General features: G+C 67.6%; 22 protein-coding genes and 1 riboswitch. Of the genes, 17 read left to right on the top strand and 5 right to left on the bottom strand.

Translation table 11 applies throughout. The features are described 5' to 3' along the window. Positions 1-21: 21 nt before the first annotated feature. The 3 genes from C566_RS0115635 to C566_RS0115625 form a co-directional block, all read right to left on the bottom strand. Entirely contained in the window at positions 22-1,086 is a 1,065-nt protein-coding gene (locus C566_RS0115635) for a hemolysin family protein (RefSeq protein WP_018775294.1), read from the bottom strand. Continuing rightward, entirely contained in the window at positions 1,083-2,420 is a 1,338-nt protein-coding gene (locus tag C566_RS0115630) for a hemolysin family protein (RefSeq protein WP_018775293.1), read from the bottom strand. Before C566_RS0115630 ends, C566_RS0115635 begins: the two co-directional genes overlap by 4 nt. Before the next feature lie 317 nt (positions 2,421-2,737). Then, complete coding sequence (locus C566_RS0115625; protein ID WP_018775292.1) at positions 2,738-4,216, bottom strand: GuaB1 family IMP dehydrogenase-related protein; 1,479 nt, start codon at positions 4,214-4,216, stop codon at positions 2,738-2,740. A gap of 388 nt (positions 4,217-4,604) precedes the next feature. On the opposite strand from C566_RS0115625, the gene C566_RS0115620 reads away from it, so the two are divergent. The 5 genes from C566_RS0115620 (at position 4,605) to C566_RS23480 (ending at position 10,941) form a co-directional block, all read left to right on the top strand. After that, positions 4,605-8,417: a multifunctional oxoglutarate decarboxylase/oxoglutarate dehydrogenase thiamine pyrophosphate-binding subunit/dihydrolipoyllysine-residue succinyltransferase subunit gene (locus C566_RS0115620; protein ID WP_018775291.1), complete on the top strand. Its 3,813-nt coding sequence runs from the start codon at positions 4,605-4,607 to the stop codon at positions 8,415-8,417. Between the two features lie 111 nt (positions 8,418-8,528). Continuing rightward, positions 8,529-9,128: a GDSL-type esterase/lipase family protein gene (locus C566_RS0115615; protein ID WP_018775290.1), complete on the top strand. Its 600-nt coding sequence runs from the start codon at positions 8,529-8,531 to the stop codon at positions 9,126-9,128. A 157-nt stretch (positions 9,129-9,285) separates the two neighbouring features. Next, positions 9,286-10,113, top strand: a complete 828-nt coding sequence (locus C566_RS0115610; RefSeq protein ID WP_018775289.1) for a DUF4097 family beta strand repeat-containing protein — start codon at positions 9,286-9,288, stop codon at positions 10,111-10,113. Next, positions 10,113-10,751 carry a PadR family transcriptional regulator gene (locus tag C566_RS0115605; protein WP_018775288.1) on the top strand — a complete coding sequence of 213 codons (639 nt, stop codon included), beginning with the start codon at positions 10,113-10,115 and terminating at the stop codon, positions 10,749-10,751. Before C566_RS0115610 ends, C566_RS0115605 begins: the two co-directional genes overlap by 1 nt. Positions 10,752-10,866: 115 nt before the next feature. Beyond that, a complete protein-coding gene (locus C566_RS23480) occupies positions 10,867-10,941 on the top strand; it encodes a 50S ribosomal protein bL37 (RefSeq protein WP_104061284.1) in 75 nt (24 codons plus the stop codon). 106 nt (positions 10,942-11,047) lie between these two features. Here C566_RS23480 and rsrA read toward each other — a convergent pair whose 3' ends face one another. Beyond that, positions 11,048-11,308 (bottom strand): mycothiol system anti-sigma-R factor, encoded by a 261-nt coding sequence (rsrA, locus tag C566_RS0115600; protein WP_018775287.1) that lies wholly within the window; start codon positions 11,306-11,308, stop codon positions 11,048-11,050. Then, positions 11,305-12,057 carry a sigma-70 family RNA polymerase sigma factor gene (locus C566_RS0115595; RefSeq protein WP_018775286.1) on the bottom strand — a complete coding sequence of 251 codons (753 nt, stop codon included), beginning with the start codon at positions 12,055-12,057 and terminating at the stop codon, positions 11,305-11,307. Before C566_RS0115595 ends, rsrA begins: the two co-directional genes overlap by 4 nt. 248 nt (positions 12,058-12,305) lie before the next feature. Between C566_RS0115595 and C566_RS0115590 the strand changes: the two genes are divergently transcribed. The 12 genes from C566_RS0115590 to C566_RS23360 all read left to right on the top strand — a co-directional run bounded on the left by C566_RS0115590 (position 12,306) and on the right by C566_RS23360 (position 22,585). Beyond that, the gene (locus C566_RS0115590) at positions 12,306-12,854 is read left to right on the top strand and encodes a DoxX family protein (RefSeq protein ID WP_018775285.1); all 549 of its coding nucleotides are present in this window, start codon (positions 12,306-12,308) and stop codon (positions 12,852-12,854) included. A gap of 7 nt (positions 12,855-12,861) precedes the next feature. Then, the gene (aroA, locus tag C566_RS0115585; RefSeq protein WP_018775284.1) at positions 12,862-14,250 is read left to right on the top strand and encodes a 3-phosphoshikimate 1-carboxyvinyltransferase; all 1,389 of its coding nucleotides are present in this window, start codon (positions 12,862-12,864) and stop codon (positions 14,248-14,250) included. Continuing rightward, on the top strand, positions 14,234-15,349 hold the full coding sequence (gene rsgA / locus C566_RS0115580; protein WP_018775283.1) for a ribosome small subunit-dependent GTPase A: 1,116 nt from the start codon (positions 14,234-14,236) through the stop codon (positions 15,347-15,349). Before aroA ends, rsgA begins: the two co-directional genes overlap by 17 nt. Before the next feature lie 76 nt (positions 15,350-15,425). After that, the gene (hisN, locus tag C566_RS0115575) at positions 15,426-16,256 is read left to right on the top strand and encodes a histidinol-phosphatase (RefSeq protein ID WP_018775282.1); all 831 of its coding nucleotides are present in this window, start codon (positions 15,426-15,428) and stop codon (positions 16,254-16,256) included. Positions 16,257-16,435: 179 nt separating this feature from the next. Next, a riboswitch (SAM riboswitch) is annotated at positions 16,436-16,549 on the top strand. 34 nt (positions 16,550-16,583) lie between these two features. Continuing rightward, positions 16,584-18,047, top strand: a complete 1,464-nt coding sequence (locus tag C566_RS0115570) for an aminotransferase class V-fold PLP-dependent enzyme (protein ID WP_018775281.1) — start codon at positions 16,584-16,586, stop codon at positions 18,045-18,047. Positions 18,048-18,127: 80 nt separating this feature from the next. Next, on the top strand, positions 18,128-18,940 hold the full coding sequence (locus C566_RS0115565; protein ID WP_018775280.1) for a class I SAM-dependent methyltransferase: 813 nt from the start codon (positions 18,128-18,130) through the stop codon (positions 18,938-18,940). A 166-nt stretch (positions 18,941-19,106) separates the two neighbouring features. After that, positions 19,107-20,396, top strand: a complete 1,290-nt coding sequence (locus C566_RS0115560; RefSeq protein ID WP_018775279.1) for an Nramp family divalent metal transporter — start codon at positions 19,107-19,109, stop codon at positions 20,394-20,396. A gap of 16 nt (positions 20,397-20,412) precedes the next feature. After that, on the top strand, positions 20,413-21,126 hold the full coding sequence (locus tag C566_RS0115555; RefSeq protein ID WP_018775278.1) for a metal-dependent transcriptional regulator: 714 nt from the start codon (positions 20,413-20,415) through the stop codon (positions 21,124-21,126). After that, complete coding sequence (locus tag C566_RS0115550) at positions 21,127-21,576, top strand: fluoride efflux transporter FluC (RefSeq protein WP_018775277.1); 450 nt, start codon at positions 21,127-21,129, stop codon at positions 21,574-21,576. Further along, a complete protein-coding gene (locus C566_RS0115545) occupies positions 21,576-21,944 on the top strand; it encodes a FluC/FEX family fluoride channel (RefSeq protein ID WP_018775276.1) in 369 nt (122 codons plus the stop codon). The genes C566_RS0115550 and C566_RS0115545 overlap by 1 nt, the downstream gene beginning before the upstream one ends. 87 nt (positions 21,945-22,031) lie before the next feature. After that, complete coding sequence (locus C566_RS0115540; protein WP_018775275.1) at positions 22,032-22,403, top strand: hypothetical protein; 372 nt, start codon at positions 22,032-22,034, stop codon at positions 22,401-22,403. 47 nt (positions 22,404-22,450) lie between these two features. Beyond that, a complete protein-coding gene (locus tag C566_RS23360; RefSeq protein ID WP_018775274.1) occupies positions 22,451-22,585 on the top strand; it encodes a hypothetical protein in 135 nt (44 codons plus the stop codon). Positions 22,586-22,813: the final 228 nt, after the last annotated feature.

The raw sequence follows: 22,813 nt of genomic DNA, 5'->3' as shown, positions 1-22,813 counted from the left end.
CCGTCCGTTACTGGGTGCCCGCTACTGGTCTTGGCCCAGCCTGCGGTAGCCGGTGGCCTGCGTCGCGTCCCGGATTTCGCCGACGAGCTGCTCGATCACGTCTTCGAGGAACAGCACTCCCTGGGTCAGCCCGTCGGGTCCGATCACGCGGGCCAAGTGCGAGCCCGTGCGCTGCATGACGGACATGGCCTGCTCAATTTCGTCGTCCATGGCGAGGTTCGCCAGCGACCGGATGCGGCTTTCGGCAATTGGCTGGTGGTACCCGGCGTCCGGGATGGACAGCACGTCCTTGATGTGGAGGTAGCCGGCCAGCATGCCGTCGTCGTCGAGCATCGGAAACCGCGAGAACCCGGTCCGGCTCACTGCCTTTTCGAATTCGACCGGCGTGGTGGCCGCCTTGAGCATGACGAGTTTGCCCAGCGGAACCATGACATGGGACGCGGTGTGTTCGGAAAACTCGAGCGCTCCGGTGATGAGTCCGGCGTCGTCGTCCACGAGTCCGTGGCGGGTGGATTCCTGCACGATCGACTGCACTTCTTCAAGGGTGAAGGTGGAGGTCACCTCGTCCTTCGGCTCAATCCGCATCAGCTTCAGGATGTGGTTCGCGGACCAGTTAAGCGCGGCAATGACGGGTCTGACGAGCCGCCCGATGAACATCAGCGGCGGCGCCAGCAGCAGCGCCGCCTTGTCCGCGACGGACACGGAGATGTTCTTGGGCACCATTTCACCGAAGGTGACGTGCAGGAACGTCACCAAGAGCAGGGCGACGGCGAAGGCCACAATGTCGGCGACCTCCATGGGGACACCCACCGCTTCCAGCGGCACGGCCAGGAGGTGGTGGATCGCGGGCTCGGCCACCTGCAGGATCAGCAGCGAGCAGACGGTGATGCCGAGCTGGGCGCAGGCGAGCATGAGGGAAACGTTTTCCATCGCCCGCAGCGTGGTCTGGGCGCGCTTGGAACCTGCCTCGGCCAGCGGCTCGATCTGGCTGCGGCGGGCCGACATGACGGCGAATTCGGCTGCCACGAAGAAGGCGTTGCCCACCAGGAGGAACGCAAGCCACAGGATTCCCGCCCAGTCGCTCATGCGGCACCTGCCTGGCTGGCGGGCTGGCCGTCGCCGGACACCCGGATGGGCCGGAAACAGATCCGGTCGATCCGGCGGCCGTCCATGCGGGTCACGCTGAGTGTCCCGCCGACGACGTCGACTGTGTCGCCGACTGCCGCAATGCGGCCGAGCTGGCTCATGACGTAGCCTCCCACCGTTTCATAGGCAGCCTCGTCGGGCACGGTCAAGCCCGGGATCTGTTCGGAGAGTTCATCGGGCCGGAGCAGGCCCGGGAAATACCAGTCCCCCGAGGCGCTTTGGAGCAGGCCGGGCCGGACCTTGTCATGCTCATCGGCCACTTCCCCGACGATTTCCTCCACGAGGTCCTCGAGCGTGGTGATACCGGCGGTTCCGCCGTATTCATCCAGGACGACGGCCAGTTGCAGATTGCCCTCGCGCAGTTCGGCGAGGAGGGCGTCCAGGTGGATGGTTTCGGGGACCCGGAGCACATCGGTCATGATGGCTCCCGCCTGCAGCTTGGCGCGGCGGTCCGCGGGCACGGCGATGGCCTTCTTGATGTGGACTACGCCGCGGATGTCATCGGAGGACTCGCCGATCACGGGGAACCGGGAGTATCCGGTCCGCTTGGCGGCCTCGACGATATCCGAGACCGGCTGGTCGGCGTCGATGGTCTCCACGCGGATGCGGGGGGTCATGACGTCCGCGGCGGTCCGCCCGGAGAACTTCAGGGTCCGGGCGATGAAGTTGGCCGTTCCGGCGTCGAGAGTGCCCATGGCCGCGGAGCGGCGCACAAGCGAGGCCAGCTCGGCCGGGGTGCGGGCGCCGGAGATTTCCTCCTTGGCCTCCAGACCGAAGACGTTGAGGACCTTGTTGGAGAAGCCGTTGAGCACCACGATGGCGGGCTTGAAGATGGCGGTGAACACCAGCTGGGGCCGGGCCACGGCCTTGCCGATCGGAAAGGACAGCGCGATGGCCATGTTCTTGGGCACCAGCTCGCCGATCACCATGGAGAGCAAGGTGGCCACCGCCATCGCCAGGACCAGGGACAGCGAGGCAGCCGCCGCCGGCGGGACGCCGAGCGCGGTGAGGGGACCCTCGAGCAGCTTGCCCACGGACGGTTCCATGACATAGCCGGTCAGCAGCGTTGTCATGGTGATGCCCAGCTGGCAGCTGGAGAGCTGGGTGGAGAGCGACTTGAGACATTTGAGCAGAGGCTCGGCGGCGGTGTCGCCGGTGTCAACGGCCCGCTGCACAGTGGCCTGGTCCAAGGCGACCAGGGAAAATTCCACGGCAACAAAGAAGCCGGTGCCGAGGATGAGCAGGAGGCCTGCTGCGAGGAGTAGCCATTCCATCTAGCGGCCTGCTTCCGCAGCAGCGCGTGGCACGTGCCGCTGCAGGGGACGTAAGTGCTGGAAGACCCTGCCTGGCGGAGGATGGTCGGCGGCGACCGACCCTGTTTCCTGGAAAGCTCCGGAATGGCGTGCGGCCGGAGAATGATGGGCGCGTGAACGGGGTTTGCCGGCTCTGCGGGTGGACTGCGCGGGAACGGTTTCCGTATTCCGCTGACAGCCCCCAGGCCGGCACCTAGATTTACTGTCCATAAGAGTTTCAGTCTACAGGAGCAGCCGCCGCCAGCCCCCGACCGCCGGCCCCACCGGCCGCGCCGGATTCACCAGCTCTGCGGGACGGGCCGGCCCTCCTCGTACCCGGCCGCGGACTGGATGCCTGCCACGGCACGTTCCCGGAAAGCGGCGAGATCGGCAGCGCCGGCGTAGCTCATGGAACTGCGCAGGCCCGCGGTGATCATGTCCAGCAGGTCCTCGACGCCGGGCCGCGCCGCGTCGACGTACATGCGGGAGGTGGAGATGCCCTCCTCGAAGAGGGCCTTGCGGTCCTTTTCAAAGGCGCCCTCGCGTTGGTTGCGGTTCTGAACCGCCCGGGCGGACGCCATGCCGAAGCTCTCCTTGTATTGCCGGCCCGAGGCATCGAGCTGCAGGTCTCCGGGGCTCTCGTGCGTGCCGGCAAACCAGGAGCCGATCATGACCTGGCTGGCCCCGGCGGCCAGGGCCAGGGCGACGTCGCGCGGGTAGCGGACCCCGCCGTCGGCCCATACCCGGCCGCCGGCTTCCCGGGCCGCGGCGGAGCATTCCAGGACGGCGCTGAACTGCGGGCGGCCCACGGCCGTCATCATGCGCGTGGTGCACATGGCGCCCGGGCCCACCCCCACCTTGACGATGTCCGCCCCGGCCTCGATGAGCTCACGCGTGGCGTCACCGGTGACGACGTTGCCGGCGACCACCGGCACGCCGGGGTTGAGGCCCTTCACGGCGGCCAGGGCATCGAACATTTTCTGCTGGTGGCCGTGTGCGGTGTCGAGGACCAGCACGTTCACGCCGGCCGCCAGCAACTCGGCGGCCCGCCCGGCCACGTCACCGTTGATTCCGACGGCGGCGGCGACCTTCAGCCTGCCGTCGTCGTCCAGGGACGGCCGGTAGAGCGTGGAGCGCAGGGCGCCCTTACGGGTGAGCACGCCGGCCAGGACGCCGTCCTGCTGCACCGGCGCGAAGTCGGTCCCGGCGGCGTCCATCGCTTCAAAGGCGCGGCGGAGGGCCTGCGCAGCATCGGCCGCCGATCCGCCCCCAAACAAGCCGCCGGCGAGCGGTCCGGCGTCGAGCACCAGCGGCTGGTGGCGGATGACGGAGGCCAGCGACGCGAAACGGTCCTGGCCCTCGCAGTCGGTGGCGCGGACAACACCGGTGACCGCGCCGGAGTCGTCCACCACCACGACGGCCCCGTGCGGCCGCTTGCCCATCAGGTGGAGGGCATCAATGACGGTGTCCGTGGGCGCGAGCGTGACGGGGGTCTCGAGGACCGGGTGGCGTCCCTTGATCCAGGCCGTGACATCACGGATGACATCGAGCGGGACGTCCTGCGGCAGGACCCCAAGGCCGCCGCGGCGGGCCATGGTCTCGGCCATCCGCTTCCCCGTGACCGCCGTCATGTTCGCCGCCACTAGCGGGATCGCCGAGCCGGTCCCGTCGTCGGCCGCGAGGTCGACGTCCAGGCGCGAGGTGACATCGGACCGGGACGGGACCAGGAAGAGGTCCGAGTAGGTCAGATCGGTGGTGGGCTCATTCAGGAAACGCACTGCTGCTCCTTTGCTGGCACCCGCGGCTGGCACCGTCGGCGACATACGGGTTCTCTTTTGATTCTAGGGCGGAATCCGACGGGGCCGGCACCGCCTCCGGCACCGCTTCCGGCACGGACTCCGGCCCCGTGCAGGGCCCCGCGCAGGCCACCGCGCAGGCCACCGCGTTCGGGCCGAATCCGGGCCGATTCTGCGACTCTTCTTCTCTGTATTTCAGTGGCTGCCGGGGCCGATCATGATTTGGGTCACGCTTATTGGCGGTTTGGTAAGGATCGTCACTAGACTGGCATGGGTCTGGGTTCACTGGACGCAGAGACTGGCTCAATCGTTGTGCCGAGGCACCGTGGAAGCCAGAGGGAATCAAACTCATGGAAGAGGCGTATTTCAAGTGCCAGAGCAGCCTAGCCACCGTCTACCAGAGGAATTTGGCGGAAACGAGTGGCTCGTTGACGAACTGTATGAGCGTTACCAGCAGGACAAGAACACGGTCGACTCCAAGTGGTGGCCCCTGTTCGAATCCTTCGAAGCTAGTGACGCCTCTCCCGCCAACGGAACGTCCGGCACCGCGACAGCTGTGCATCCTGCCACCCGTGAACTTCCCGTTGTAGCGCCCACCGCCGCTCCGGCAGCACCTGCGCCGGCAGCGCCCGCGGCCCCCGCAGCTCCCGCCGCCACGGCTGCGCCCGCACCGGCCGCGCCCGCAGCCAAGAAAGCCCCGGCCACCGTCGCCCGGGACGGTTCCAAGACTTCCGACGCCGGCCCCGGCACCGCGCCGATCCCGGCGCAGCTGCCCAAGAACCTCAAGGCCCCGACGGCACCCGAAGAAGACGTCGTCTCGGTCCTGCGCGGCCCGGCCAAGGCCATTGCCTCGAACATGGTCACCAGCCTGGAAGTGCCGACCGCCACGAGCGTCCGCGCCATCCCGGCGAAGCTCCTGATCGACAACCGCGTGGTCATCAACTCCAACCTGGCCCGCGCCCGCGGCGGCAAGGTCTCCTTCACGCACCTGATCGGCTACGCCGTCATCCGGGCCCTGTCCCAGTTCCCGTCGATGAACGTCTACTACGACGAGATTGACGGCAAGCCGGTGGCTGTCCAGCCGGCGCATGTGAACTTCGGCATCGCGATCGACATGCCCAAGCCCGACGGCACCCGCCTGCTCATGGTCCCGAACATCAAGAAGGCGGAGACCCTCAACTTCTCCGAGTTCTGGCACACCTACGAGGACCTGATCAAGCGCGCCCGCAACGGCAAGCTGACCGCGGACGACCACTCCGGCACCACCGTGTCCCTGACCAACCCCGGCGGCATCGGCACCGTGCACTCGGTGCCGCGCCTGTCCAAGGGCCAGGCCGCCATCATCGGCGTCGGCGCGCTGGACTACCCGGCCGAGTTCCAGGGTGCCAGCGAGAAGATCATCGCGCAGAACGCGATCAGCAAGGTCCTCACGCTGACCTCCACCTATGACCACCGCGTCATCCAGGGTGCCGGCAGCGGCGAGTTCCTCAAGCTCGTGCACCAGCTCCTGCTGGGCGCGCAGAACTTCTACGACGAGATCTTCGAGTCCCTGCGTATCCCCTACGAGCCCGTGCGCTGGAGCCCGGACCTGCAGGTGGACCCGGCCGACGAGATCAACAAGGTTGCCCGGATCCAGCAGCTGATCCACGCCTACCGCGTGCGCGGCCACCTCATGGCGGACACCGATCCGCTCGAGTACGTCCAGCGCAAGCACCCGGACCTCGATGTCCTGACCTACGGCCTGACCCTGTGGGACCTGGACCGCGAGTGGCCCACCGGCGGCTTCGGCGGCAGGCCGATGCTCAAGTTCCGCGACATCCTCGGCGTTCTCCGTGATGCCTACTGCCGCACCGCCGGCATCGAATACATGCACATCCAGGACCCGGCCGAGCGCAAGTGGTTCCAGGACCAGCTGGAGCACCCGTACTCGAAGCCGAGCCGCGACGAGCAGCTGCGCATCGTCTCCAAGCTCAACGCCGCCGAGGCCTTCGAGACCTTCCTGCAGACGAAGTTCGTCGGCCAGAAGCGCTTCTCGCTCGAAGGCGGCGAGTCCCTGATCCCGCTGCTGGACGCGATCATCTCCGACGCCGCCGACGACGAACTCGACGAAGTGGCGATCGGCATGGCCCACCGTGGCCGGCTCAACGTGCTGACCAATATCGCGGGCAAGACCTACGCGCAGGTCTTCCGCGAATTCGAGGGCACCCAGGACCCGCGCTCCGTGCAGGGCTCCGGCGACGTCAAGTACCACCTGGGCACCGAGGGCACCTTCACCTCGGACAACGGCAAGGAGACCAAGGTCTACCTCGCTGCGAACCCGTCCCACCTCGAGGCCGTCGACTCCGTCCTCGAAGGCATCGTCCGCGCCAAGCAGGACCGCCTGGACCAGGGCGAGGCGTTCCCCGTGCTGCCGATCATGGTGCACGGCGACGCCGCCTTCGCAGGCCAGGGCGTCGTCGCGGAAACGCTCAACCTCTCCCAGCTGCGCGGTTACCGCACCGGCGGCACCATCCACATCGTGGTCAACAACCAGGTCGGCTTCACCACCGCGCCGTCGTCCTCGCGTTCCTCCACGTACTCCACGGACGTCGCCAAGATGATCCAGGCACCGGTGTTCCACGTGAACGGCGATGACCCGGAGGCCGTGGTCCGCATCGGACAGCTTGCCTACGAGTTCCGTCAGCGTTTCCACAAGGACGTTGTCATCGACATGGTCTGCTACCGCCGCCGCGGCCACAACGAGGGCGACGACCCCTCGATGACCCAGCCGCTGATGTACAACCTGATCGAGGCCAAGCGCTCGGTCCGCAAGCTGTACACCGAATCGCTGATCGGCCGCGGTGACATCACCGAGGAAGAAGCCGAGCAGCTGCTGCGGGACTACCAGGAACGCCTGGAACGCGTCTTCGCGGAAACCCACGCGGCCCAGACGTCCCCGATCCCGATCATCACGGCCGATTCGGCCGCGGTATCGGACCTCGAACGCCCCATGGCCCAGCAGTCCGATTCCGGCGTCAGCGCGCCAGTCTCCACCGCGATCTCCGCGGAGACCCTGGCCCGCATCGGCAAGGCACACACCGATATCCCGGACGGCTTCACCGTCCACGCCAAGCTCAAGCAGCTGCTGGAGAAGCGCGAGGCGATGTCCCGCGAAGGCGGCATCGACTGGGGCTTTGGTGAACTGGCCGCGTTCGGCTCGCTCATCATGGAAGGCGTCCCCGTCCGGCTCGCCGGCCAGGACTCGCGCCGCGGCACCTTCGTGCAGCGCCACGCCGTCTTCCACGACCGCGCCAACGGCGACGAGTGGCTGCCGCTGTCCCACCTGTCGGACAACCAGGCGAAGCTGTGGATCTATGATTCGCTGCTGTCCGAATACGCCGCCATGGGCTTCGAATACGGTTACTCGGTGGAACGCCCGGATGCTTTGGTGCTCTGGGAAGCGCAGTTCGGTGACTTCGTCAACGGCGCGCAGACCATCATCGATGAGTTCATCTCCTCGGCCGAGCAGAAATGGGGCCAGCGGTCCTCGCTGGTTCTCATGCTGCCGCACGGCTACGAGGGCCAGGGTCCGGACCACTCCTCCGCCCGCATCGAGCGTTTCCTGCAGATGTGCGCCGAAGAGAACATGATCGTGGCCAACCCCACGACGTCGGCCTCGCACTTCCACCTGCTGCGCCGCCAGGCGTACAGCAGGCCGCGCAAGCCGCTCATCATCTTCACGCCCAAGCAGCTGCTCCGCCTCAAGGCCGCCGCGTCCTCGGTGGAGGACTTCACCACCGGCTCGTTCCGCCCGGTCATTCCGGAGCACGCGCAGCTGCAGGCCGACGCCGTCGAACGCGTGCTGCTGGTCTCCGGACGCCTGTACTACGATCTGCTGTCCACCCGGCAGAAGACCGAGAACAAGACCACGGCGATCGTCCGCGTCGAGCAGCTGTACCCGCTGCCGGCCGACGAGATCGCCGCCGAGCTGGCCAAGTACCCGAACGCCGAAGTGGTCTGGGCACAGGACGAACCGGCTAACCAGGGTCCGTGGCCGTTCATCGGCCTGAACCTGCCGGATGCCCTGGACCGCCGGGTCCGCCTCATCTCCCGCCCCGCCTCGGCCTCCACCGCGGCAGGGTCGATGAAGCGCCACGCGGCAGAACAGGACGCCCTGCTGAAGCAGGCATTCGCTCGTAAATAGCGGCATTGCTGCCCGGCCGGAGACTGAAACACAACACTCCGGCCGGGCGGTTCTGTTTAATGGACTATTAGTGGTCAGCTTGTTGGACAGCGTTGAAGTGAAGAGGTAGTCGTGGAAGATCGGAAGCTGCGGATCGCGGCCGTTGGGGACGAGCTGTTGGCCGGGCTTGGTGATCCGCGCGCCTTGGGCTGGTTGGGCCGGGTCCTGGCCCGCACGCCGCAGGACAGTGTTGCCCTGGAGTGCTACTCCCTGCCATGCCCGGAAGAGGGCACCGAGGGCATCGCAGCCCGCTGGCTCGAGGAAGCGGGCCGGCGCTTCGGGAACCACCACGAAAACCGCCTGGTGATCGGCCTGTCAGGACGCGACATTGAGTTCGGCCTGTCCACGGCCCGCAGCCGCCTGAACCTGGCCAACATCCTGGACTCCGCTTCCCAGAACAAGATCGAGGTCTTCGTCGTGGGCCCGCCGCCCACCCTTGACCCCACACAGAACCGCAGGCTCGGCGAACTCAACACCGCCTTCGCCGACGTCACGACGCGCCGGAAGCACCTCTATGTCGACACGTTCTCGCCGCTGCTGAACCACGAGCAGTGGCGCCAGGACCTCGCGGCCAACGGCGGAACGCCCGGCCAGGCCGGCTATGGGCTCATGGCCTGGCTCGTGCTGCACCGCGGCTGGTTCCAGTGGCTGGGCCTGGACGCCCCGGAATAGGCGGACAGCAGGGGCAAGCAGCAGCCAGCCGTGCCCGGGCCACCGTCCACGGAATTTCGCGATATATCTTGACCCGGCGGCAAGCGCGATATATCGTGACTCCATAGTCGCGATATATCGTTAGTTGTCCAGCCCCTTTCGCCATTCCGGAGGAACCATGTCAGAGAACACGTGGACCGTGACCGGCCCGCAGACCATCGACGTCGACGGCGTCCACTCCCTCAAACTCGGGATTGTCCGCGGCCGCTTCGACATCGTCACCCATGAGGAGGACGTCGCCAGGATCGAGGTCTCCGAAATCGAAGGCGATCCCCTGTCGGTTTCGGTCGTCAACGGCCGCCTGGAAGTCCGCCACCAGCTGCACGGCCCGCAGGGCTGGTTCAAGAACCTGATGAGCACCGTCAACAACGGCAGCAGCAACTCGGTGGTCATCAGCATCGCCCTGCCGGCCGGCGTCGAAGTCGAGGCCGGGACGGTGAGCGGCGACGGCATGGTTTCCGGGCTCAGCGGCCACACCCGGCTCAACACCGTCTCGGGCTCCGTGCTGGCCGACGGCACCTCCGGGAACCTGTCGGTCAACACGGTCAGCGGCGAGGTGATTGCCCGCAACCACCGCGGCGTCCTGACCGCCAAGAGCGTCTCCGGCGAAGTGACGGCCTCGGGGGAATTCAGCAACATCCGCGCGAACACCGTCAGCGGCGACCTGAACTTCGACCTGCACGGCTTCACCCATGACTTCGGCGCCAATTCGGTCTCCGGCGACGTCACCATCCGGCTTCCGCACGACATCGGGGTGGACATCGTTGCCAAGTCCGCCAGCGGCGCGGTGGTCATCGACGACACGAGGTACGTCCAGCCCGGCGGCACCGTGCAGACCATCGCGGGACCGGACGCCAAGCTGATGCTGGTCCGGACCAACTCGGTCTCGGGAAAAACTTCACTCTTCCACGGCCAGCCCAGCCCGGACACCGAAACGGCCCTCTGATGCCTCCCGTCTTCGCCCACGGGGCGCTGCGGCTGTACCTGCTCGCCCTGCTCGAAACGGGCCCCAAGCACGGCTACGAGCTGATCAAGGCGCTCAGCGAGCGTTTCGGCGGTACGTACTCCCCCAGTGCCGGGACCATCTACCCCCGCCTGGGCAAGCTTGAAGAGGAAGGGCTCGTGGCCACCCGCACCGAGGGCCGCCGCACCAACTACAGCATCACCCCGGCCGGCCTCACGGAACTGAACAGCCGGCGGGACGAACTCGCCGGCGTCGAGAACGACATCTCGGCGTCAGTCCGCCGGCTTGCCGACAACCTGCGCCAGGACATCCGCGTCAACATGCGCGGCCTCCGGGCCGACCTTGCGGCGACGGCGGAGGCGGCCCGGACCTCAGCCCGCGCCGCGGGTTCTGCCGGAGGGACAGGCACCGCCGGCGGCGCGGGTAGCCCGTGGTACTCCCCGGAGGGCGAACGGCGGCTGAAAGAGGCGGAAATGCTGGTGCAGGCGTTCCGCGACGACATGCGGGTGGAACTGCGGCGCCACGCCGGGAGCCATCCCGTCACCGCCGTCACGCTCGAAACCGTCAGGACCGTGCTGGACCAGGCCCGGATCTCGATCCGTAATTCGTTGGAGGGCTGAGATCGGGCCCAACCCGTCACGGCCCGTAGCGCGGGTTCCCCGGTTCGCGGCGGGTGCCGCGATGTGGGAGACTTGAGGGCAGCTCTTTTGAGTACCAAGATTAAGGAGGCCAGCTATGAGCAAACGTGCACGTAAACGTCGTGACCGTAAGCGTGGCGGCGCGAACCACGGTAAGCGCCCCAACGCCTAAGCAAAGCTTGGAATGACAGCTTTAAACGAATGACCCCGGAATCCGCACGGATTCCGGGGTCATTCGTTTATGCCGGTCGGGCCGGCTCAGGCCTCCAGAGGCCGGCTCAGGCTTCCACGGTCCGGATCGAGTGAATCCGGTCCAGGATGGAGTTCTTGAGGTTTTCCGGAGCCGCTTCGGTGCACGAACGCTTGACCATCACGCGGATGACACATTCGAGGTCGTACTGCTCCAGGCACTCCGGGCAGCTGTCCAGGTGGTCCTTGATCTCTGCGATGTCCGCACGCGTGAGCGCACCATCCAGATATTCATAGATACGTTGCATCCGGGCGTCATCGCAATCGCCCAGTCCCTGGCAGTCGCTCATTTCCTGTTCTCCTGTTTGTTGCTGTCGGCCGCGGCGCTTGACTCGGTGGCGGCCCTGAATCCTCGTTCGGCGGCATAGTCCGCCAGCATGTCCCGCAGCATCTTCCGGCCGCGGTGCAGCCGGGACATGACGGTCCCGATGGGGGTGTTCATGATGTCTGAAATTTCCTTGTACGCGAAACCCTCGACGTCGGCGAAGTACACGGCCAGCCGGAACTCCTCCGGAATCGACTGGAGGGCGCGCTTCACATCCGAATCGGGCAGGTGGTCGAGGGCCTCGGCCTCCGCCGATCGCAGTCCCGAGGACGTATGCGACTCGGCGCGGGCCAGCTGCCAGTCCTCGATGGTGTCCGAATTCGACTGCAGCGGCTCGCGCTGACGCTTCCGGTACAGGTTGATGTACGTGTTGGTGAGGATGCGGTACAGCCAGGCCTTCAGATTGGTTCCGGGCTTGTACTGGTGGAACGCGGAGAACGCCTTTGTATACGCCTCCTGGACCAGGTCCTCGGCGTCGGAGGGGTTCCTGGCCATCCTCATGGCCGCCGAATACAGCTGGTCCACGTACTGCATCGCGTCACGTTCAAAGCGCACCCGGCGCTCTTCCGCGGACTCGGTGGAGACATCAAGGGGCTTCCCGTCCACCTCGGTCTCCAAAGCGGCGGACGCGCCGGCATCAGGTGTCTTGGTGGGCGTGGCGTCGTTTCCGGCAACCTCGTGCATGGCCGCAACGGCCGGGTCCATGGTGCTCATTGCGTTCAAGTCTACTGTCACCTTCCGCCGGGCACCCGGAACCGCCGGAAGCGCGAGGGTCCATGATTGCCCGGAACCGGCTTCCGGTTCCGCCCTGTCTTTGACCAGAGTCAAATCTCCGCCTTCGTTAGCCTGCTGGGATCTGCCTTTCACAACCACGTCCTGCGGGCAAATATTCCGCAAAAGTGCAAGACTAGAACCGGTTCTCCCGCAGTGAAGCCGCTGTTCGTCCATCCAGGAGGAAATTCATGTCGTTTGTCCGCTTTCTCGCCCGGCCCATGCTCGCTTCCAGTTTCGTCCTCGCCGGCATGGACAAGCTCAAGAACGCGGATGACACTGCGGCCCAGCTGTCCCCCCTGTTGCGCCGCACGGCGGACGCCCTGCCGTTCCAGCCGAATGAAAAAGTCGTGGCACGCGTGATCGGCGGCACCCAGATCGGTGCCGGCCTCTGCTTCGCCCTCGGTAAGTCCGCCCGGCTGGCGGCCACCCTGCTCGCCGTCATTTCGATCCTGAACGGCTACGTCGAATGGCGCAGCGCGGACATCTCCTCGAAGGAAGCCCGCGACGCCCGCCGCAAACAGCTCCTGAAAAACGTCTCCCTCACCGGCGGCGTGCTCCTCGCCGCGGTCGATACCGCCGGCAAGCCCAGCCTGGCCTGGCGCGCCGGGCACCTGGCCGCGGATGCCAAGAAGAGCGCCGGACACCTCGCCGCCGATGCCCGCAAGACCACCAACAAGCAGCTGAAGAAGGCCGACAAAGTCGTCCGCAAGGCCGTAGACCACTCTGCCGGAGCCTAAGACGGTAATGACTGGCACCACCCCCTCAGCAGCCGCCCCGTCCCACCCTGCCAACGGCGGTCCGCACTGGTCCGCCCCCTTCGCCGCACGGCCCGTCGATGCCACGGTCACCGTTCCGGGATCCAAGTCCCTGACCAACCGGTACCTCGTGCTCGCCGCCCTCGCGGACGGGCCGTCCCGGCTGCGGGCCCCACTCCACTCCCGGGATTCCGCGCTGATGATTGAGGCCCTGCGGCAGTTGGGTGCCACCGTTACGGAGGTTCCCGGCGACGGCGCCTTCGGCCCCGACCTGGAAATCGTCCCGATCAGCATGGACGCCGCCGCGGCGGACACGGCGATCGACTGCGGCCTGGCCGGCACGGTCATGCGCTTTGTGCCTCCGGTGGCGGCGCTGCGCCGTGGTGAGGCCCGTTTCGACGGCGACCCGCACGCCCGCAAACGCCCCATGGGCACCATCATCGAGGCCCTGGCCGGCCTGGGTGTGGCAGTGACCGCGCCCGACGGCGGTCCGGCGGCGTCATTGCCGTTCACCGTCCACGGCACGGGCGAGGTGCGCGGCGGCCATCTGATCATCGATGCCAGCGCTTCGTCCCAGTTCGTCTCCGCCCTGCTGCTGGCCGGGGCACGCTTCACCGAGGGACTCCACCTCGAACATGTCGGCAAGCCCGTGCCGAGCCTGGACCACATCAACATGACCGTGGCCGTGCTGCGCGGCGTGGGCGTGGCGGTCGATGACTCGGTGCCGAACCACTGGGTTATCTCCCCCGGCCCGATCCGCGCCTTCGACGTCCGGATCGAGCAGGATCTCTCGAACGCCGGCCCGTTCCTCGCGGCGGCCCTGGCCACCGGCGGCACCGTGCGGATCCCGAACTGGCCCGCGGAAACCACCCAGGTCGGTGATCTCTGGCGCGGCATCCTGACCGCCATGGGCGCCACCGTGACAGTGGACGGCGGCACCCTGACCGTCAGCGGAGGGCCGCAGATCAAGGGCGGCGACTTCGACGAGACCAGCGAGCTCGCCCCCACGGTGGCCGCACTCTGCGCCCTCGCCGCCGGCCCCTCGCGGCTCAGCGGCATCGCCCACCTCCGCGGCCACGAAACGGACCGGCTCGCCGCCCTCGTCGCCGAAATCAACCGCCTCGGCGGCGACGCCGAAGAGACCGCCGACGGCCTCATCATCCGCCCGGCCGCGCTGCACGGCGGTGTGGTCCACAGCTACGCGGACCACCGCATGGCAACCGCCGGCGCCATCCTCGGCCTTGCCGTGCCCGGCGTGGAGGTCGAGGACATCGCAACCACGGCCAAGACCATGCCCGATTTCCCGCAACTCTGGGAAGCGATGCTGGCACAGGGACCCGCCGCAGATGAGGACACCGCCGGTGGCACGCAGCACTGATTCCTGGGACGAGTCCGACGTCCGGATCCGGCCGAACAAGAAGGGCACCCGCCCCCGCACCAAGGACCGGCCCAGCTACGATGACGCCGTCACCGGACGCATCATCACCGTTGACCGCGGCCGCTACACCGCCGTCGTCGGCGAAGGGACCCCGGACGAACGCAAGATCATCGCGGCCCGCGCCCGGGAGTTGCGCCGCAACCCCGTGGTTGCCGGCGACTTCGTCTCCCTGGTCGGCGACGTCACCGGCGAGCCCGACACCCTCGCGCGGCTGGTCAAGATCCAGGACCGCAAGACACTGTTGCGCCGCAGCGCCGACGACACGGACCCGATCGAACGCGCCGTCGTAGCCAACGCCGACCAGCTGGTGGTGGTGGTCGCCGCCGCCAACCCCGAGCCGCGGACCGGTTTTATCGACCGCGCACTGGTGGCCGCGTACGACGCCGGCATTGAGCCGCTGCTGCTCGTCACCAAGGCCGACGTCAAGGATCCCGCCGAGCTGCTGTCCAACTACCAGCACCTCGATTTTCCCGTCATCATCTCCAAGACCGCGGACTCCGCCGCTTCCGGCATCGACGCCCGCTCCGACGACGGGCTCTCCGCCCGGCTCGACAAGGACGCGGTGTCCCAGCTGCGCGACTACCTCGACGGCAAGGTCACCGTGATGCTGGGCCATTCCGGCGTCGGCAAGTCCACCATGGTCAACGCCCTGACCGGGGCCGAGCGGGCCACGGGAGGCGTGAACGCGGTAACCGGCCGCGGCCGCCACACGTCCTCCTCGGCACTGGCGCTCAAGGTCAACGATGCCCCGGCGGGCAGCTGGATCATCGACACCCCCGGCATCCGGTCCTTCGGCCTGGCCCACGTGGACCCGGACCGGATCCTGCGTTCCTTCCCGGACCTGGAACCGGGAACCGATGACTGCGAACGCGGCTGCAAGCATGACTCCACCGCCGTCAACTGCGGCGTCGACAAATGGGTTGCGGCCGGGCACGCGGGGCCCTCGGGACCGGCCAGGCTCGCGTCCCTGCGCCGGCTGCTGGGCACGGACCCGCGGATGGAAGCACAGGAAACCAAGGAACTGGGCACCGTCTCCTAGCCGGCCCGGCAACCGGGCTGCGGCACCGTGCCGCGGCCTCCCGCCCGGCAGCCCGGTTTGACGGTAGTTTGGAACCATGAGCCAACCCGCTTCGAGCTACAACGATGACCTGCGCCTTGCCCATGTACTGGCAGATTCGGTCGATTCCCAGACCATGAGCCGCTTCAAGGCGCTCGACCTTCGGATCGAGACGAAGCCCGACCTCACACCCGTCACCGATGCCGACAAGTCCGCGGAAGAGGCCATCCGCGGCCAGCTCTCCCGGTCACGTCCGCGGGACGCGGTCCTGGGCGAGGAATTCGGCAGCTCGGGCCACGGTTCCCGCCGGTGGATCATCGACCCGATCGACGGCACCAAGAACTTTGTCCGCGGCGTCCCGGTCTGGGCCACCCTGATCGCCCTCGTCGATGAGGGCGAGCCGGTGGTCGGCGTCGTCAGCGCGCCGGCACTGGGCAAGCGCTGGTGGGCCGCCAAGGGTGCGGGCGCCTACACGGGCCGCTCGCTCGCCGCCGCCACACGGTTGAAGGTATCCAATGTCTCCAATCTCGAGGACGCCTCGCTGTCCTACTCCAGCCTTGGCGGCTGGAAGGAACGCGGGAACCTGGATGAGTTCCTGGGCCTGACCGAGGAAGTGTGGCGGACCCGCGCCTACGGTGACTTCTGGTCCTACTGCCTCGTGGCCGAGGGTGCCGTGGACATCGCCTGCGAGCCCGAGCTGAACCTCTACGACATGGCCGCCCTGGTGCCGATCGTGACCGAGGCCGGCGGCCGCTTCACCTCGCTCGAGGGCGAGGACGGACCCTTCGGCGGCAATGCCCTGGCCACCAATTCGATCCTGCACTCGGAAGTCCTCAAGCGGCTCAACCCCGGTCTCGACGACCTCTTCCCGGCCCACCCCAGCAACTGAACCAAACCACTGATCCAAGCCCCTGGTTCATCGAACAAACGGCGGCGGCGGACCCCCATTGCGGGGCCGCCGCCGCCGTTTGTTCGGCCACAGCGCGTTTTGGCCGCGCCCGTAATAATCCGCTTCACAATCGGCGGCCGCCTTTTCCCCGGCTGCGCGGATGTCCTACGCTCGATGCAGGTCACGAGTGCCAGCGCTAAACCCCGGTTTGCTGGCCGGCAACCCTCCAGTCGCGGTGGGGTGCCCCGGGTGACGACCTGGCCGGTCCGGAACGGACCCGGCAAGCGCGGATTCCCACGGTGTGGGGTCCTGTTCGAGTGAGGTCCCATGACAACTGCCATTTTCCCCGTTGCCCCCGAATTCCATGCCGCCGGTGCAGAACACTCTGCAGGGCAGGCTGATGGCCGCCTCGCCCTCGCGGCCCGCCCGCTGGCCGCCGTCACCGGGGCGGAAATCCAGGCGCCGCTGATCACCGGCGGCCACACCCGCTACGCCAACCTCGACTACGGCGCCTCCGCCCCGGCCCTGTCCGTGGTCTCGGCCTACCTGAACGAAATCCTGCCGTACTACGCCAGCGTGCACCGCGGCGCCGGCTACGCATCGCAGATCAGCACGTCCGTCTACGAGAACGCCCGGGACATCGTGCGGGATTTCGTGGGCGGCCGGCCGGACGATTCCGTGATCTTCACCCGCAACACCACCGATTCCCTGAACCTGCTCGCGGGCTGCCTGCCGCTGCGCGACGGGCGGCCCGCGGGCGAGGTCGTCTACCTCGACATCGAGCACCACGCCAACCTCCTGCCCTGGCAGAATGTCCCGCACCGCAGCGTCGTGGCCGCCCCCACCCTCGCGGCCACGGTGGACCGCCTGCGCGAGGAGCTGGCGCGCGGCGATGTCAGCCTGCTGGCCGTCACCGGGGCTTCGAACGTCACCGGGGAGATCCTGCCGATCCGGACCCTGGCCGCGCTGGCACACGAATACGGCGCCAGGATCGCTGTCGACGCCGCGCAGCTGGCCCCGCACCGGCGGATTAACATCGCCGCGGACGGCGTCGACTACCTCGCCTTCTCTGGGCACAAGCTGTACGCCCCGTTCGGCGCGGGCGTGCTGGTGGGCCGGACGGACTGGCTCGACGCCGGCACCCCGCACCTGGCCGGCGGCGGCGCTGTCCGCGACGCCCGGCTCGACTCCGTCAGCTGGACCACGGGACCTGCCCGGCACGAGGGCGGCTCGCCGAACGTCCTTGGCGCGGCGGCCCTCGCCCGTGCCACCCAGGTCATTGCAGCCCTGGACCCGGAGCAGTGGCAGGGCCACGAGGACGCCATCCGGTCCTTCCTCGTCGAAGGCCTCCAGGGCATCGACGGAGTGACCGTGCACCGGATCTTTGCCGATTCGCCTTCCGTTTCTTCCCCCGAAGACGGCCAGGCAGGCCCCGGCACGATCGGCGTCGTGAACTTTTCCGTGGAAGGCTTCGACGCCGGGCTGGTGGCCGCCTACCTGTCGGCCGAACACGGCATTGGCCTGCGCGACGGCCGATTCTGCGCCCACCCGCTGCTCAAGCGGCTCGGCCTGCCCGCCGGCTCCCTGCGGGCCAGCTTCGGGCTGGGCTCGCGGCTGGAGGATGCCGAACGCCTGCTGGCCGGCCTGCAGCAGCTGCGGCAGAACGGACTCGGCTGGGATTACGTGGTGGACGCCGGCCGCTGGGTGCCGGCCAACGACACCCGCAGCTACCCCCATTGGGCGCCGAACACCCCGGGCACCGCCGGCGCCGCGCCCTGCACCCTGGACTAGCGCAGGATCAGAGCCCGGCGCCGGTGCGGTAAATTCGAAAGGTACCTGAAACAAGCAGGACCTTCCGAAGGAGATCGCACGTGGCAAGCGCCGGCCCCAGGCTGCACAGTGAAGCCAGGCTGCACAGTGGACCTAAGCTGCACAGCGGACCTAAGCTGCACAGCGGGCGGCGCCAGGAACTCGGGCAAAGCTTCCAGGACGGCGGGGAACACTATGAACGCGTCCGCCCCGGCTATCCGCAGGAGTCGGCCGGCTGGCTGGTCCCGGCGGGGGCCAAGGACGCCGCGGACATTGGCGCCGGCACCGGGAAGTTCACTGCGCTCCTGGCAGAACGCGGACTGGACACGGTGGCTGTGGACCCCTCCGCCGACATGCTCGAGCAGTTGCGCCGGACCCTGCCGGACGTCATCGCCATCGAGGGCAGCGCCGAGGACTCCGGTCTCGAGCCGGAGTCTTTCGACCTCGTCACGGTCGCCCAGGCGTGGCACTGGTGCGACCCTGCCCTGGCCAGCATCGAGATTGCCCGGATCCTGCGGCCGCACGGAGTGCTGGGCCTGATCTGGAACCAGCTGGACACCAGCGTGCCCTGGGTGCACCGCCTCTCCCGGATCATGCACGCGGGGGACGTCCTCAAACCACACTTCCGCCCCGCTGTGGGCCCCGAGTTCACCGGGCTGGAGAGCCACGTGACGCGGTGGGAGGATTCCGTCACCACGGAGGACATCCAGGAGCTGACCAAGTCCCGCAGCTACTACCTCGCGGCATCGGACTCCACCCGGGCCAAGGTCATGGCCAACCTCTCCTGGTACCTGCACGAGCACTTGGGGCACACCCCAGGCGACGTGCTCCGACTGCCTTACCTCACCCAGACGTGGCGGGCATTCCGGGCCTGATGCCCGCTCCCCCCGGATTCCCGGATTGCATGCAAGGCCCCGCCGGGCTTATTGTTTCGGTATGCCTAATAATTACTTGTAGGCGTATGGAACTTTGACGCCGGCTGTTTTCCAGCCTGCGCCGATCATCGCGTCAACGCGGACGCGCCAATCACAGGAGCTGGCAGTGCTGGAGGTAAAAGGACACGGGCAACCGGCGCAGGACCTCGCCCCCACCTACAAACACCCGGGTGCCCGCAGGGCGCTGATCGGCCTGTTGGGGCCGGCGTTCGTGGCATCGATCGCCTACGTGGACCCCGGAAACTTGGCCGCCAACCTGACCGCCGGCGCGCAGTACGGCTACCTGCTGGTGTGGGTCCTCGTGGCCGCCAACGTCATGGCCGTCCTCGTCCAGTACCAGTCCGCCAAGCTCGGGATCGTCACGGGCAAGAGCCTTCCGGAGATCCTTGGTGAACGGCTTAAGCCGTTCTGGCGCCGCGCTTTCTGGGTGCAGGCCGAAGTTGTCGCCGCCGCCACCGACCTCGCTGAGGTGGTGGGCGGCGCTATCGCCCTGTACCTGCTTTTCGGCCTCCCGCTCCCCCTTGGCGCCTTGATTGTCGGTGCCGTTTCCATGCTCCTGCTCGCCGTCCAGGCCCGGCAGAAACAGCGGCCGTTCGAATTCATCATCATGTTCCTCCTCGGCATCATCACTATCGGCTTCCTGGCCGGGCTGTTCATCAGCCCGCCAGATCCGGGGGCCGCCCTGGCCGGGCTCATGCCCGGCTTCCAGGGCCCGGACACTGTCCTCTTGGCCGCCAGCATGCTCGGGGCCACCGTCATGCCGCACGCCATCTACGTCCACTCTGCCCTGTCCCGGGACCGGCACCGGCCGGACGAACACCTGCATGTTCCCCCGGCAGCCATCGCGCGCCTGGTCCGGGCCACCCGGTTCGACGTCGTGGCCGCACTCGCGATCGCCGGACTGGTCAACATCGGCATGCTGCTCCTGGCCGCCTCCACTCTCGGCGGCGAAGAGGGCACGGACACAATCGAGGGCGCGCACGCCGCCATCACCGCCAACCTCGGCCCGATCGTCGGCGTGGTCTTCGCTGTCGGGCTGCTCGCCTCCGGCCTGGCATCGACCTCGGTGGGCTGCTATGCCGGCGGCTCCATCATGCAGGGCCTGCTCAAGATCCGGATTCCCGTCATGGCCCGGCGCGTCGTGACCCTCATTCCCGCCGTCGTGCTGCTGGCGGTGGGCTTCGACCCCACCTGGGCACTGGTCCTGAGCCAGGTCGTCCTCAGCTTCGGGATTCCCTTTGTCCTGGTCCCGCTGGTGATGCTGACCAGCAACAAGGCCCTCATGGGCCGGTTTGCCGACGGCCCTGCCCTCCGAATCGCAGCCATCATCAGCGTGGTCCTCGTCGTGGCACTCAACCTGGTCCTGCTGTGGCTCACTTTCTCCGGAGGCAGCTGACGGTAGGCTTAGGTCTGTGAAGACCAGTACGCCCTCCTCCTCGATCGAGGACTACGTCAAGGTCATCTATTCGTTCACCGAGTGGCAGCGCAAGCCCATCACCTCCACGCAGCTGGCGCAGCGCCTGGGCGTCGCCAACTCCTCGGTTTCGGAAATGGTCCGCAAACTCAAGGACCAAGGCCTCGTAGACCACAAGCCCTACAGCGCCGTCACGCTCACCAGCGATGGAGTCCGGCTCGCCCTGTCCATGGTCCGGCGGCACCGGCTGATCGAGACTTTCCTCGTTCGGGAGCTCGGGTACCGCTGGGACGAGGTCCACGACGAAGCCGAGCTCCTGGAGCACGCCGTCTCTGACACCTTCATTGAACGGATGGCGGCCAAGCTGGGGAACCCTACCCGGGACCCCCACGGCGATCCCATCCCGGCAGCGGACGGCTCGGTGCTGATGCCCGCCGCCCACCGCCTGAGCGAACTCGACGACGGCCACACCGGCCGGATCACCCGGATCAGCGACGAGAACCCGGAACTCCTGCGCTATCTCGCCGCCGAGGACATCGACCTCGACGCCGAAGTGGAGGTGGTGGGCCGGCGGCCCTTCGGCGGCCCCATGGTGGTGCGGATCGGTTCCGCCGCGGCACCGCGCGAATTCGATTTCGCCGACGAAGTCGCCTCGGCCCTCTGGGTCCACAGCGAAGCCGCGCACGCCGGCTGCAGCGTCACGGAGGGCTGAGTGAAGGGTGCGCTGGACGAACGCCGGGCCGTGCCGCGCCCCGGCGTCCCGGGCTGGAAGGCCTGGTCCGCCGTCGCCGTCGGCGGGCTGATCGGAACCGAGCTGCGTTTCGGCGCCGGCCTGATTTTTCCGGAAAGCGCCGGCGCGGTGCCGTGGACCACATTGGCGATCAATGTGTCCGGGAGTTTCATCCTGGCCACGCTGACCACTCTCTGGATCGCGCGGCCGCAGACGGCATTCTGGCTGCGGGCCGGCATCGGCCCCGGCCTCTTGGGGTCCTTCACCACCTTTTCGGCGCTGGTGATCGCCGTTGACCAGCAGATCCGCGGCGGCTTCCACGCCACGTGGCTGGCTTACCTCGGACTCTCGCTCGTCCTGGGCCTGGGGGCGGCGGCCGCCGGCTGGAAAACCGGCAAGGCGATTGCCGACCTCCGCGGCGGTGCCCAATGATGACCGCGCTCGTGGTCGGGGCATGCGGGGTGGCGGGCGCACTCCTGCGGTTCGCCGTCGACTCCTGGTTTGCGCACCATCAGGGCTCGCGTCCGCACTGGCCGTGGGCGACGTTCACTGTCAACGTCGCCGGGTCCTTCATCATCGGCTGGTCCGTCGGCCTGACCGGCCACCTGGAGCTGGGCGCAGACTGGCACGCCGCGATCGCAACCGGTCTCGCCGGGGGCCTGACCACCTTCAGCTCATGGACCACCGCGACGGTCCGCCTGGTCAGCGAAGAGCGGTACCGGGCGGCGGCGCTCAACATCGGCTCGAACCTCCTCGCGGGGCTCGCGGCCGCGGCGCTGGGACTTGCCCTCGCGGGCTGAAAACCTCAGCCAGCCGCCGGTGTGTCGAGCGTTACACCGGGGCGTTCGGGTGGCTTCGGACCGCCGTCGTTCCCGTATCGTTGAAGGATGGTTACCCGACGTGAAGCAGCCCAGATCCTCGACATTCCCCTGGAAATGGCGCACCGTCACGGCATCCCGCCCCGGCTGTCCGAGGCCGAGCTCGGCGAGCTGCTGGACAACCCGCCGGCGTGGCTGGTCCAGTCCAAAGCAAACCGCACCGGCAAGCGGCCCGTCTGGGTCCAGCTCACCTGCGCCGTCTGCGGATTCTCCGAAGCGGCCCGGCCCAAAAAATGGTGGCCGGACTTCACCTATGTCTGCTGCGCGCACCACGAGGAACGCGACATCCCGGTGCTCGGGCCCGGGCTCGTGCGCAGCGTGTACGACGGCGTCGGCAGCCGTTTCGCAGGGATCGTGGACGCCGCGGTTCCGGAGGCGTAGCTTAAAAGTCGGGGCTACTCCTGGCCCCTGCCGTGAGGGAGAGCACCATGCCTGACAAGACGCCGCACCAGAGCGTGTCGAAGAAGTCGGTTAAAACCATCAAGGAAAAACGGGCAGAGAAAAAGGCGAAACACATCGTTGATGCCCACACCGACCCAGTGGCACACATCAAGAAGCGCTGAAAAATCGAGAGGCCGGAAGCCGTTGCTTCCGGCCTCTTGTTGTGTGGCCCTGACACGTGCCGGAGGGACGGGGGCTCACCCGAAATGGATGATGTGACAATCTCCGGTTGGCGCTTTAGTGGGTCTTGGGATCCAACCGCGAGGTCCGGTTCCAGCCCATGTCCGCGGGCCAGTTCCAACCGTTGAGCGGGTGCGGGCCGCCATCGGAATCATTCGACGCGGATGGTG

It is taken from the genome of Arthrobacter sp. 131MFCol6.1 (genome assembly GCF_000374925.1).
Classification (GTDB): domain Bacteria; phylum Actinomycetota; class Actinomycetes; order Actinomycetales; family Micrococcaceae; genus Arthrobacter.
This window is presented reverse-complemented; position numbering and strand designations above follow the sequence as displayed.